Annotated in this window: 12 protein-coding genes; 7 read left to right on the plus strand and 5 right to left on the minus strand. The window is 73.0% G+C overall.

From position 1 onward, the window contains the following. Positions 1–84 precede the first annotated feature (84 nt). The 4 genes from IE249_RS14065 to IE249_RS14080 all read left to right on the plus strand — a co-directional run bounded on the left by IE249_RS14065 (position 85) and on the right by IE249_RS14080 (position 3177). Positions 85–453 carry a DUF6479 family protein gene (locus IE249_RS14065; protein ID WP_189705147.1) on the plus strand — a complete coding sequence of 123 codons (369 nt, stop codon included), beginning with the start codon at positions 85–87 and terminating at the stop codon, positions 451–453. A 188-nt stretch (positions 454–641) separates the two neighbouring features. After that, positions 642–1793, plus strand: a complete 1152-nt coding sequence (locus tag IE249_RS14070; protein WP_189705148.1) for an ABC transporter ATP-binding protein — start codon at positions 642–644, stop codon at positions 1791–1793. Then, on the plus strand, positions 1790–2512 hold the full coding sequence (locus IE249_RS14075; RefSeq protein WP_189705149.1) for an ABC transporter permease: 723 nt from the start codon (positions 1790–1792) through the stop codon (positions 2510–2512). Before IE249_RS14070 ends, IE249_RS14075 begins: the two co-directional genes overlap by 4 nt. After that, on the plus strand, positions 2509–3177 hold the full coding sequence (locus IE249_RS14080) for an ABC transporter permease (RefSeq protein WP_189705150.1): 669 nt from the start codon (positions 2509–2511) through the stop codon (positions 3175–3177). Before IE249_RS14075 ends, IE249_RS14080 begins: the two co-directional genes overlap by 4 nt. A gap of 83 nt (positions 3178–3260) precedes the next feature. Here IE249_RS14080 and IE249_RS14085 read toward each other — a convergent pair whose 3' ends face one another. From IE249_RS14085 to IE249_RS14100, 4 genes are read right to left on the minus strand one after another with little or no spacing between them, the layout of a single operon-like run. Further along, a complete protein-coding gene (locus IE249_RS14085; RefSeq protein ID WP_189705151.1) occupies positions 3261–3863 on the minus strand; it encodes a GTP-binding protein in 603 nt (200 codons plus the stop codon). Continuing rightward, positions 3850–4266, minus strand: a complete 417-nt coding sequence (locus tag IE249_RS14090) for a DUF742 domain-containing protein (protein ID WP_189705152.1) — start codon at positions 4264–4266, stop codon at positions 3850–3852. The genes IE249_RS14085 and IE249_RS14090 overlap by 14 nt, the downstream gene beginning before the upstream one ends. 37 nt (positions 4267–4303) lie before the next feature. Next, a complete protein-coding gene (locus tag IE249_RS14095; protein WP_189705153.1) occupies positions 4304–4780 on the minus strand; it encodes a roadblock/LC7 domain-containing protein in 477 nt (158 codons plus the stop codon). Beyond that, positions 4777–7701 carry a sensor histidine kinase gene (locus IE249_RS14100; protein ID WP_189705154.1) on the minus strand — a complete coding sequence of 975 codons (2925 nt, stop codon included), beginning with the start codon at positions 7699–7701 and terminating at the stop codon, positions 4777–4779. The genes IE249_RS14095 and IE249_RS14100 overlap by 4 nt, the downstream gene beginning before the upstream one ends. Before the next feature lie 364 nt (positions 7702–8065). On the opposite strand from IE249_RS14100, the gene IE249_RS14105 reads away from it, so the two are divergent. Beyond that, positions 8066–9031, plus strand: coding sequence for an ABC transporter substrate-binding protein (locus tag IE249_RS14105; protein WP_189705155.1), 966 nt, complete (start codon positions 8066–8068; stop codon positions 9029–9031). 10 nt (positions 9032–9041) lie between these two features. Further along, entirely contained in the window at positions 9042–11027 is a 1986-nt protein-coding gene (locus IE249_RS14110) for an aromatic amino acid lyase (protein WP_229858418.1), read from the plus strand. Between the two features lie 37 nt (positions 11028–11064). On the opposite strand, the gene IE249_RS14115 is transcribed toward IE249_RS14110, so the two are convergent. Next, positions 11065–11520: a tellurite resistance TerB family protein gene (locus tag IE249_RS14115; protein WP_189705156.1), complete on the minus strand. Its 456-nt coding sequence runs from the start codon at positions 11518–11520 to the stop codon at positions 11065–11067. A gap of 182 nt (positions 11521–11702) precedes the next feature. Here IE249_RS14115 and IE249_RS14120 point away from each other — a divergent pair. Continuing rightward, on the plus strand, positions 11703–11957 hold a 255-nt coding region (locus IE249_RS14120), incomplete at its 3' end, for an ArsR/SmtB family transcription factor (RefSeq protein WP_229858419.1).

The raw sequence follows: 11957 nt of genomic DNA on the forward strand, positions 1-11957 counted from the left end.
GGGGTGGGACACTGTGTGACACGGGTGGCGTTCAACGCGTCACCGGACAATCTTCACTTTCCTCGGTGGAGGTGGGTGGAAAACATGGTCATAGCGTCCTACACCGTCCTGGCCGCGTCCTCGCACCAGTGGGCCGTCCTCGGCGCCTTCATCATCGGATTCTGCGTCGTGGTGGGCGGCCTGGTGTGGGCCGTCTGGATGGGTATCAGGGTGATGCTCCGCGAATCCGACCGGCCCAAGGACACCGAGCAGCCGCATCTGCCGGTGACCGGGGCCGTGCACGAGATCAGCGAGAGGCGGGAGCCGGACGAGGTGCACTGCGAGGACGGTGAGCGGCTCATGCCCTACGAGCTGCACGCCGCGGGCAGCAGGCGCAGTGAGGACCAGCACCGGCAACGCTGGGCCCCGGGCAGCAGCGGCTCCTTCGGCAGCGGCGGCCCGGGCCGCACCTGAGCCGCGGGCCGCGAGGCCCGTGGGCCGCGCAGGAGGCAGTGGGCGGGCCGTGTCCGAAAGGACGCGGCCCGCCGCGCTCACCCGCCAAGGCCCGTCAGCGAACGGCGTCTAGACTCTCCCCGCAACGGCCCGTGCGACCGTGGCCGAGAGCGGGCAGCTACTGCCAGACCCGAAGGGCATTCGGCGTTTTGATACGGATAGATTCAGTCACGAAGCGGTATCCGGACGGCACGGTCGCGGTCGACCGGCTCTCGCTGGAGATACCGGACCGCTCGATCACCGTCCTCGTCGGGCCGTCGGGCTGCGGCAAGACCACCACCCTGCGCATGATCAACCGCATGGTCGAGCCGAGCGAGGGCCGCATCCTCCTCGACGGCACGGACATCCGCGAACAGCCCGTCAACACCCTTCGCCGCTCGATGGGTTACGTCATCCAGAACGCCGGGCTCTTCCAGCACCGCACCATCCTCGACAACATCGCGACCGTGCCCCGGCTGCTCGGCTGGAACCGGCAGCGCGCCCGGGCACGGGCGGCCGAGCTGATGGAGCGCGTCGGACTCGACTCCTCGCTCGCCAAGCGGTACCCCTACCAGCTCTCCGGCGGCCAGCAGCAGCGCGTCGGCGTGGCCCGGGCGCTCGCCGCGGACCCGCCCGTACTGCTGATGGACGAGCCGTTCTCCGCCGTCGACCCGGTCGTCCGCAAGGGACTCCAGGAAGAACTGCTGCGCATCCAGGACGAGTTGGGCAAGACCATCGTCTTCGTCACCCACGACATCGACGAGGCGATCAAACTCGGCACCATGGTCGCGGTGCTGCGCACCGGCGGCCGGCTCGCCCAGTACGCCCCGCCCGCCGAACTGCTCACCGCGCCCGCCGACGACTTCGTGGAGGACTTCCTCGGCACCGACCGCGGCATCCGGCGGCTGTCCTTCTTCGCCTCCTCCGCCCTGGAGTTGACGACCACCCCGATCGTCGCCGTCGACTCCACCGCCGAGCAGATCGCCACCCGCGGCGCGGGCGAGGCGCCCTACCTCCTCGTCACCGACCTCGACGGCCGGCCGCTCGGCTGGGGAGAACCGGGCGAGTTGACGGCGGGACGGATCGACCCCGGCCGACTGCTGCCGTACGGAAGGCCGTTCGAGCACGGGCGGGAGTCGCTGCGCGCCGCGCTCGACGGGGCCGTGCTGTCCCCGACCGGCTGGGCGGTCGGCGTGGACGGCACCGGCCGCGTGGTCGGCGTCGTCTCGCAGCAGACCATCGGCGAGGCCATCCGCAGCGCCCACGCCGAGGGCGGCGACGCGGGAGCCACCGCCGGGGCGGAGGCCAGGGTCTCCGGATGAACCGCTTCTTCGACCTCCCCAGCGACCTCCAGCACAGCTGGTTCGGACTCATCGGACTGCACCTGCGCGAGGCTCTGCTGCCGGTCCTGGCCGGCCTGCTGGTCTCCCTGCCCGTCGCCCAGCTGTGCGTGCGGTTCCGCTGGCTCTACCCGCCCGTGCTCGGCCTGACGACCGTCCTGTACGCCATCCCCTCGCTGGCCTTCTTCGTCGTCCTCATCGACTACACCGGCCAGACCGAGCTCACCGTGATGATCCCGCTCGCCGTCTACAGCCTGGTCGTGCTCGTCCCGGCCATCGTGGACGGCGTGCGCTCGGCGCCGCAGGAGACGCTCGCCGCCGCCACCGCCATGGGCTTCGGACCCGTACGGCGCTACTTCCAGGTGCAGTTGCCGATCGCCGTGCCCGCCATCGTCGCCGGCCTGCGCGTGGCCACCGTCTCCAGCATCAGCCTGGTCAGCGTCGGGATGCTCATCGGCAACCAGGGCGCGCTCGGCAACCTGCTCAACGACGCCAACATCTACCACCGGCCCGAACTCGCGGTGAACTCCGTCGTCACCACCGCCGCCCTCGCCATCCTCGCCGACGCCGCGCTCGTGCTCGTACGGCTCGTGCTGACCCCCTGGATGCCGCGCGGCACCCGCCGCGTCCGGCGGGCCAGGACCGCCACCGCCCGGCCCGAGCCGGCCGCGCAGCCCGTCCTGGAGGACGCCGTCCGGTGAACGTACTGAACTTCGTCAACGCGTTCTTCAGCGACGGCGCCCACTGGCACGGCTACGACGGCATCCCCACCCGGCTCGCCGAGCACATCCAGTACTCGCTGATCGCGCTCGCCATCGCGGCCGCCGTCGCCCTGCCGGTCGGACTGGTCACCGGCCACTACGGGCGCGGCGGCAACGCGCTCGCCTTCATCGCCACCGCCGGGCGCGCCCTGCCCAGCTTCGGCCTGCTGGTGCTCATGGTCATCCTGGTCGGCTTCGGCATGGTGCCGGTCATGGTGCCGCTGGTCGTCCTCGCCGTCCCGCCCATCCTGGTGACCACCTACGAGGCGCTGCGCTCGGTGGACCCCTCGCCCGTGGACGCCGCCCGGGGCATGGGCATGCACGAGTCGCGGATCCTGTTCCGGGTCGAACTGCCCGTCGCGCTCCCGCTGATCCTCAGCGGGCTGCGCTCGGCGGCCATCCAGATCGTCTCCACGGCCACCATCGCCGCGTACATCGGCATCGGCGGCCTGGGCCGCTACATCATCGACGGGCTCTACCAGCGCGACTACGAGAAGGTGGTGGGCGGCGCCACCCTGGTCGCGGTGCTCGCCCTGGCGACCCTCGGGCTCTTCTGGGGCGCGGCCCGGGTCGCGGTGTCACCGGGGGTGCGGCGCGGCGCCTGAGGGCGGCCCGCGCGCGGGCAGCGGGCCGGGACGGACGCTTCGTACCGTCAACCGGCCCGCAGCTGCGGGTATGTGACGCTGTGTCAGCCTTCGGTGCGGGCGAGGGCCAGTTCCAGTACGACGAGCAGCGCGTCGCGCACCGAGCCGCGCTCGCGGGCGTCGAAGACGACCACCGGGACGTGATCGGAGACGTCCAGCGCCCAGCGGACCTCCTCCAGCGAGTGCTCCACGCGGCCGTCGAAGGCGTTCAGGGCGACCGCGAAGGGGATCCGGCGGTGCTCGAAGTAGTCGACGGCCGCGTAGCAGTCGTCCAGGCGGCGGGTGTCGACGATGACCAGCCCGCCGACCGCGCCCTCGACGATGTCGTCCCACATGAAGCCGAAGCGTTCCTGCCCCGGTGTGCCGAACAGGTACAGCTTCAGGGTCGGGTCGATCGTGATGCAGCCGAAGTCCATCGCGACCGTGGTGGTGGTCTTGGCCGGGGTGTGGGTGAGGTCGTCCACGCCGGCCGCGACCTCGGTGATGGCGGCCTCGGTGGTCAGCGGCTCGATCTCGGAGATGGCGCCGACGGCGGTGGTCTTGCCCACGCCGAAGCCGCCCGCGATCACCATCTTGACCGGCAGCGGCGGTCGTACGGCGGGCTGCTCGGCCGCACCGCCGCGGACGAGAGGTTCAGTCGGTGTCACGGAGTACTCCCCGGGAGTCGGGGATGGCCCGCAGGCCATCGATAACCCTGCGCAGGACGGCCGCGTCGTGCGTGGCGCCGGAGTCGGGCACGTGCACGGTCAGCTGTCCGGCGGCGCGCAGGTCCTCGGCGAGGACCCGCACCACGTTCAGGTGCAGCCGCAGCCGGGCCGCGAGTTCCGCGATGGACTGCGGCCGGCGGCAGGCGGCGACGATGTCGTGCCGCTCGAAGGCGAGCCCGTCCAGCGCCTCCAGCCCCGCGGCGGTGGCCACCACCTGGGTCTCCACGGGCACCGGCCGGCCGGACGCGGTGGGCGCCACCCGGCCGGCGGTGACCAGGAACGGCCGTACGGCGGGGGCGGGGCGCACCGGATCGCCACCCGGAGGCGTGAGGCCGTCCGCCATGGGTGTGTCTCTTCCTTCCTCGACCGGCGGTGGCCGGTCAGCGCGCCGGCGTGGCGCCGACGCTGTTCTTCAGTTCGAGGACCAGCTGGGGGCTGAGCGCGGCGCCGGCGCGGTTGGCGAACAGCGTCATCTCGTAGGCGATGTTGCCGAGTTTGGCCTCCTTGTCGGCGACCACGCCGAGCACGGCGCCGTTGCCGATCGCAGAGACCAGGACGTGGCCGCCCTCCAGGTCGATGATGACCTTGTTGAGGCCGCCCAGGCCGTAGTTGCCGGAGGCGCCGGCGGCGAGGCTGGTGATGCCCGAGACGATGGCGGCCAGCCGCTCGGAGTCGGCGTGCTCGCGCAACTGCGAGACCGCGATGAGCAGTCCGTCGGAGGAGACGGCGATGGCGTCCACGACGCCGGCGGTCTCGGTCGCGAAACGGTTGAGCAGCCAGGTGAAGTCGGCTGCGGCGGCCTGCAGATCGGTCGGCGGGGTGCCTCCCGTCGGAGTGTCACCTGTCGACGTGCTCACTGCTCGGCTCCTTCCGGGAGGTCGTTCCGGTCGTTCCGGTCGTTTCGGTCGTTTCGGTCGTTGTTCCGGGGTGGTGCGGGGGTGCTGCTGGACGTGGTGGGCTCCGCGGGCTCCGCGGGGCGCTCGTGGGTGCCGGTGTCGCTGTCGCGCTGGGCCCGTGCCACGGCGGCCTCGAACTCCTCGAGCGCGGACCGCACCGCCTCGGCGTCGGCGGGCCCCACGGCACCCTGCCGCACCCCTTGCTGAGCGCCGGCCTCGCCGCTCGTACGCAGCGTGGCCCCTCGAACGCGCCGGCGCAGGGGACGGGGGGACGCGGGGGAGGGCGCGGGCTCGGGGGCGGGCGTCTCGGAGTCCGTGCGGGCCCGGGGGATGAACGGCTGCCCACCCGCACGGGACGGTGCACCGGTTTCCGGCGGGGCCGGGGAGTCCTCGGCGGTGGCGGGTGCGTCCCGGCGGGGAAGGCGCGGCAGCGTGGACGCGTCGTCCGTGGCGGATCGGTCCGATGCCGGGTGCGGCTCGGGGGCGGCGGCCGGGGTGTCCGCCTGGGGGGCGGGCGCGTCGGCCTCCGGTGAGGTCTCGGTCGCGGGTGCCTCCCGGCGCGGGAGGCGGCGGGGCAGCGCGGACGGCTCGTCCGTGGCGGGCCGGTCCGCCACCGGGCGCCGCCCGGAGTCGGCCGCCCTCGCGGCGGCCACGGCGTCCGTACGGTCCGGGCCCGCGCCGGCGTCCGAGCCGGTGCGGGAGGCCGCCTCCGAGTCCGGGCGGGCCGCCGGGCTCGGATCCGCCTCCGAGCCGGCGTGCGACGCCGTACCCGAGTCCGCGTGCGTGGCAGCGCTCTTGACGCGAGCCGTGTCCCCGGCGGTGGCGGCAGCCGTGCCCGCGTCCGGGGCGGGAGTCGTGCCCGCGCTGACGGTGGTGGTGGGCTGGGCGGGGGTGGTCATGGGGCTCATGGTCAGCAGGAGGGTGGAGGGGATGGTGACCTCCGCCGTGACGCCGCCGCCCGGGGTGCGGGAGAGGGCGGCGGTGATGTCCCAGCGGCGCGCAAGGGTGCCGACCACGAAGAGGCCCAGCACCTTCGTCGGGACCACGTCGAGGCGCTCGCGGCGGATCAGGCGGGCGTTCTCCTCGGCGAGGCGCTCCGCGCTCATGCCCAGACCGTGGTCGGCGACCACGATCGACGCCCCGTCGCCGCCCGCCCGCACGGACACCTCCACCGGGCTGCCCGCAGGCGAGAACGACACCGCGTTCTCCAGGAGTTCGGCCACCATCAGCGTGAGGTCGCCGATGATGTCCGGCTCGACCATGATCTCGGTCCCGGCGTACAGCTGGACCCGCTGGTAGCCCTCGATCTGGCCGAGCGCGGCGCGCACCACGTTGGTGAGCTCGGTGGGACCGGAGTCCAGGACGGTCTCGCGGATCCCGGCGAGCAGCATCAGGCTGTCGGCGTTGCGGCGCAGGCGTACGGCGATGTGGTCGATGGAGTACAGCCGCTCCAGCAGGGCCGGGTCGGTCTCGCCCCGCTCCACCGCGTCGATCAGAGCGAGCTGACGCGTCGTCAAGTTGCTGACGCGGCGGCCGACGTTGCCGAACATCTCGGCGACGTTGCGCCGGCTGAGCACCTGCCGCTCCAGCAGCGCGGCGGCCGTCGTCTGCACCTGGTTGAAGGCCTCGGCGAGGTCGCCGATCTCGTCCCGAGCGGTGACGGGCACGTCCCGCAGGCGCGGCGGCCCCGAGTCGTCGGCGTCGTCGTCGGCCACCCGGGCCAGTTCGCGGCTGGTGGCCGCCGACACCTCCTGCGCGGCCCCGGTGAGCGCCTGCACGGGCCGTACGACCGAGCGGCGCACCGCCACCGAGAAGCCGAGCCAGAGCAGGAAGCCGATCACGGCGGCGCCGAGCAGCGCGGCGGCCCGCCACCAGGCGTCGGAGGAGGCGCCGGCGGCGTGGCCGGCGATCTGGTCGATGAGCGAGGAGGCGATCCTCAGCCGCTCCGCGGCCTGCGCCGGGTAAGCGGGGTAGTCGTTCAGCGCGTCCCGGAACGCCTGCCGGACCTCGGCCGGGGTGCCGGCCTGCAGTCCGCTCGGGTCGATCTGCAGCTCGGCGTAGGCCTCGGCGATCTTGCGCTGCGCCGCGCTGTGCTCCATCTCCGCGAGCTGGTCGGCCTGCGCCTCGGTGGCGAACCGGGCGAAGCGGTCGGCGTGATAGGTGTAGAGCTGGTAGGAGCCGACCGCGGCGGTGAACTCGATCAGCGCGTTGCTGTCCCCGGTGGTCGCCGAGAACACGCTGGTCTCGAAGGAGCTGTGGGCGGCGTCGGCGCGCAGCAGCGAGTCGAGCAGGTTGCCGGTGAAGGTGGCCGCGAGGGCGGCGTTGCGGTCGAGGCCGAGACCGTCGATCAGGTTCTTGGCGGCGCCCGTGTAGGCGGGGTCGATGTTGTCGGCGGGCAGATAGCTCTGCTCGATCGTCTGGCGCAGGCTCGTCAGGCCCTCGATCTCCTTGAGCGCCTGCGCCTCGGTGTCCGGCAGCCGGTCGCCGAACGTTCGTCGCACACGGGCGACTTGGGCGTCCACCGCGGCCTGCGCCTTGCGGTAGGCGGTGAGCGGGGGACGGGCGCCGGGGCCCTGGGACTCGAAGCGCACGGAGAGCAGGATGGCCTGCTGGTGCTCCGCCTCCACCCGGTCGACCAGCGCGGCCACTTGCGCGCTGTCGCGCACCAGACGAGCCGCGGACGCCGCCTCGCGCGCCTGGCCCACCTGATCGGCGATCAGATAGGTGAGCAGCACGGCGACCACGGCCAGCGGCACGCCGACCAGGACGTTGAGCTTGCGCCGGAAGGGCCACCGGTCGGCGAACGCGCCGGGGCCGCCCGGTTCGGGCGACGAGGACGGCGGGGCCGGACGGGTGGACGCGTCCACCTCGTTCGTGGACACCGGGGCCTCCTTCTGAGGTGTCTCCACCCGGGAGTCTCCACCCGGGGACGGTCGTGACAACGGTGATGCGCAAGGACACCGAAGCGGCCCCCGTATACCGCTGTGGCCGACGCCAACTGCCCTGAAACCTACCGCTTCTTCACAGGTCCGTTCGCCACGACCAATGTCAAGAATGTGTTACGAAGCCGACCCTCCGCCTCCACAACTGGCCACTGATCGAAGCCAATCGGTGACCCAGGGCCTCTTGACTGACTGAGAAGCCGCTGGATTGGATCAGTAAAGTGCGGTGCCCGCGCCCCGTGCGCCCCTGCCACTGGCAGTGCTCCACCACCTGCCATCAACTTCCGAGCCCGGAACGGGAATTGTGACTTCTTACGCGAAGAGCACCAGGTCCAGTACGAGACACCCCGGCGCGGCCGCCGTCGCACTCGCCGCAACCGCGGCGCTCGTCGCCGGGTGTTCGTCGTCCTCCGACAACAAGTCCGACAACCCCCTCTCGGGCGGCGGCAAGGCGAGCGGCGGCACCGTCGTCGTCGGCTCCAACAACTTCGCCGAGAGCATCCTGATCGCCGACATCTACGGCGAGGCCCTCAAGGCCAAGGGCGTCAAGGTCACGTACAAGCCCAACATCGGCAGCCGCGAGACCACCTACGGCCTGCTCAAGAACGGGTCCGTCACCGTGCTGCCCGAGTACAACGGCGCGTTGCTGGCCTACCTCGACAAGAGCGCCGCCCCGAAGACGGTCGCCGCCACGACGGCCGCCATCAACGCCAAGCTCGACCCCAAGCTGACGCTGCTGGAGCCGGCGCCCGCGCAGAACAAGGACTCCGTCACCGTCAACCAGGAGACGGCGAAGAAGTACAACCTCACCGCCGAGTCCTCCGTCGCCGACCTCAAGGACGCGGCGAAGGACCTGGTCATCGGCGGCTCGCCGGAGTTCCAGACCCGCCAGCAGGGCCTGCTCGGCCTGAAGTCGGTCTACGGGCTCGAGTTCAAGTCCTTCAAGGCGCTGGACGCGGGCGGTCCGCTGACCCAGGCCGCGCTGAAGAAGAACACCGTGCAGGCCGCGGACATCTTCACCACGGACCCGACGATCCCCAAGGAGAAGTTCGTCGTCCTCCAGGACCCGAAGAACCTGTTCGGGTTCGAGAACGTCCAGCCGCTGGTCTACAAGAGCGGCCTCGACCAGAAGGGCGTGGACGCGCTCAACGCGGTCTCCGCCAAGCTGGACACCGCGACCCTGCTGGACCTGGACATCCAGGTGCAGTCGCAGAACAAGGACCCGTTGGACGTGGCCAAGGCCTGGCTGAAGTCCGCGGGTCTCGTCTGACCGACCGCAGTTGGACGGCACCACCAGCGAAGCGGCGCGGGTGTCCCAGGACGCCGGGGACACCCGTGTCGTGCTGGACGGGCGCGGTCTCGGTCTGGCCGACGTGGTCCGTCTCGCCGACGCGGACGCCGATCCGGCGGTGGCGCCGGAGGCGCTCGAGCGGGCCGATCGGTCCTGGCGGGCCGCGGCCCGGCTCGCCGTGGGCGGACGGCTCTACGGCCGGGGCACCGGCGTCGGCGCACACCGCTCGGTGCCGGTCGACAGCCACGACGAGACGGAGCACGGGCTGCGGCTGCTGCGCAGCCACGCGGGCGGCGCCGGGGCCCTGGTGCCCGTCCGGCAGGTCCGGGCGATGCTGGCGATCCGCGCCAACCAGCTGCTGGCCGGCGGCTCCGGCATCCAGCCCGCCTTCGTCACCGCCCTCGCCGAGGCACTCCGCCTGCGCGTCCACCCGGCGGTCAGCGAGTACGGCGGCCTCGGCACCGGCGACCTGACGGCTCTCGCCCAGACGGGTTTGACCCTGATGGGCGAACACCCCTGGCGCCCGGACGTGGGCGAACACCCCTGGCGCCCGGACGTGGGCGAACACCCCTGGCACCCGGACACGGACAACGCCCCGCGTCCGGCCCCGACTTCCACGAGACCTGGCGGTCCCACCGGGCCCGCGGTCATGCCCGGTCGGCGTCTGGGGGACGGTGACCGGCCGGAGAGGGAGGCCGCGCTCGCGGGCCTGCCCGCGCAGTGGCGTGGCGAACCCGGCGGGACCGGCGCGGACCGGGCGACTGCCGTCCTGCCCAGGCAGTGGCGCGGCGACGAGGGCGCGGCAGGCCCCGGGGCCGTACCGGCGGCCGGTCTCCCCGCCCAGTGGCGCGGCGCCGACAGCGAGGAGCCCCACCCGGCGACAGGACCTTCCGCGGCACCGGCGGACCGCCCCGGTCCGCAAGCAGGCGCCACCTCGTCCGGCCCGCCCGCACGGGTGATCGCCCACGAGCCGCCCGCGGCGCGCGAGCGCGGGCTGCCCGCACCCACCCCGAGCGACCCGCCGGCCCCCGGCGTCCCCGGGCTCCCCGCCCCCGTCCTCCCCGGCCCCGGCGACGCGCTGGCGTTGCTCAGCAGCAACGCGTTGACGCTCGGGCAGGCCGCCCTCGCCTGTCACGATCTCGATGTGCTGCTGCGGGCGGGGCACGCCGTGGCGGCCTTGTCGCTGGAGGCGGTCTCCGGGTCTGCGGACGCCTACGCCGCCGAGGTGCACGCGTTGCGGCCCTATCCCGGGGTCGCCCGCGCCGCCGCCGAGGTGAGGCGGCTGCTCGGCCCGGGGGAGCGGCCGGGCGCGCGCGTGCAGGACCCGTTCGGCTTCCGCGCCTTCCCGCAGGCCCACGGTCCCGCCCTCGACGCCGTCGACGCACTGCGCCGCATCGTCGAGGTGGAGGCCAACTGCCCCTCCGAGAACCCGCTCATCGCCCCCGACGGCACCGCCGCCTACCACCACGGCGGCTTCTACGCGGCCCCGCTGGGCCTCGCCCTGGACGCCCTGAACCTCGCCGTGCTGCAGACGGCCCAGCTCTCCGCCGCCCGCCTCGCCGCGCTGGGCCGCCCCGGGCTCACCGGCCTGCCGGCCTTCCTCGCGGCCGGCCCGGCCGGCAGCTCGGGCACGATGATCCTGGAGTACACCGCCAACTCCGCGCTCGCCGAGCTGCGTTCGTGCGCCGCGCCCGCCTCGGCAGGTCACGCGGTGCTCTCCCACGGCCTGGAGGAGGCGGCGAGCTTCGCCTCCCAGGCGGCCAGGCAGTCCCTGCGCGCGGTGGACGCCTACGCCACCGTACTGGCCTGTGAACTCGTCAGCGCCGTACGGGCGTTGCGGCTGCGCCCCGGCGAACCGGACGCCGTCGCCTTCGCCGTGGCGGACGCCGCGCTGCCCGCCGGGACCGAGGACCGGCCGCTGACGGCGGACGTCACGGCCGCGGCCGCACTGCTGCGGGTGCTGGCCGGGCTCTGAGGAAGCCGTCCGGCCCGCACCCGCGGACGCCCACGTCCTACAGGTCGAACTCGTGCGGCGGGAGGTCCAGCGTGTAGCAGGCCTCGCGGACCACGGCCTGCTCGGTCTTGTCGAAGTCGCCGTCCGCGCCGCCGATGACGATGCCGATCTGGACGACCGCGCGCGCCTCGGCCGGCTTCTTCTTCGCCTTGGCGATCTCCTGGAGCACGCTCACCTTGCCGAAGTCGAAGTCGGTGGTCAGCCTGTCCAGGTTCTCCTCGAAGCGGCGGCGCAGGTCGTCCGCCGGGAAGTTCTGCAGGACCTCGTTGGTGGCGATCAGCTGGGCGACGCGCTGCCGCTCGGACGGGTCGATGGTCCCGTCGGCGGCCGCCACGAGCGCGCACATCGCCATGCTCGCGTCCCGGAAGGCACCGCTCTTCAGATCGTTCTTCTTCGCCACCATCTGGGTCTGCATCTGCGTCGCGGACTCCTTGATGCGGTCCCACAGGGCCATGTGCTCTCCAAGTGTCGTGTCGGTCTCGTACGAGAACGCGATAGATCTACAGCAACGTAGAAACTACCGGGGCGGCGGAGAAGTTCCGGCGGCCTCGGGCCGTTCCGCGCCGCCTACACTGGTGCGGCCCGGACGAGGGCGCAGACCCCGCGCGGGGTGGCGGAACGAGGAGGACGACGACCGTGGCGGCAGCCGGCCGAGGCTTCGAGGACCCGCCCGCCGACGTGCTCGCGGAGGCGGCAGCGGCCTTCGGGCTGCTCGCCTCGCCCGCCCGCCTGCACATCGTGTGGGCGCTCGCCCAGGGCGAGAGCGACGTGAGCGGGCTCGCCGAACGCGTCGGCGGCGCGCTGCCCGCGGTCAGCCAGCACCTGACCAAGCTGAAACTCGCCGGCCTCGTCCGCTCCCGCCGCGAGGGCCGCCGGCAGGTCTACTTCGTC

It is taken from the genome of Streptomyces anandii JCM 4720, from assembly GCF_014650655.1.
Lineage (GTDB): Bacteria > Actinomycetota > Actinomycetes > Streptomycetales > Streptomycetaceae > Streptomyces > Streptomyces anandii.

Coding starts and splice junctions, on each gene's coding strand:
- IE249_RS14115 (WP_189705156.1), bottom strand. CDS start 11,520: ATGGCCCTGTGGGACCGCATCAAGGAGTCCGCGACGCAGATGCAGACC.
- IE249_RS14065 (WP_189705147.1), top strand. CDS start 85: ATGGTCATAGCGTCCTACACCGTCCTGGCCGCGTCCTCGCACCAGTGG.
- IE249_RS14090 (WP_189705152.1), bottom strand. CDS start 4,266: ATGGCGGACGGCCTCACGCCTCCGGGTGGCGATCCGGTGCGCCCCGCC.
- IE249_RS14075 (WP_189705149.1), top strand. CDS start 1,790: ATGAACCGCTTCTTCGACCTCCCCAGCGACCTCCAGCACAGCTGGTTC.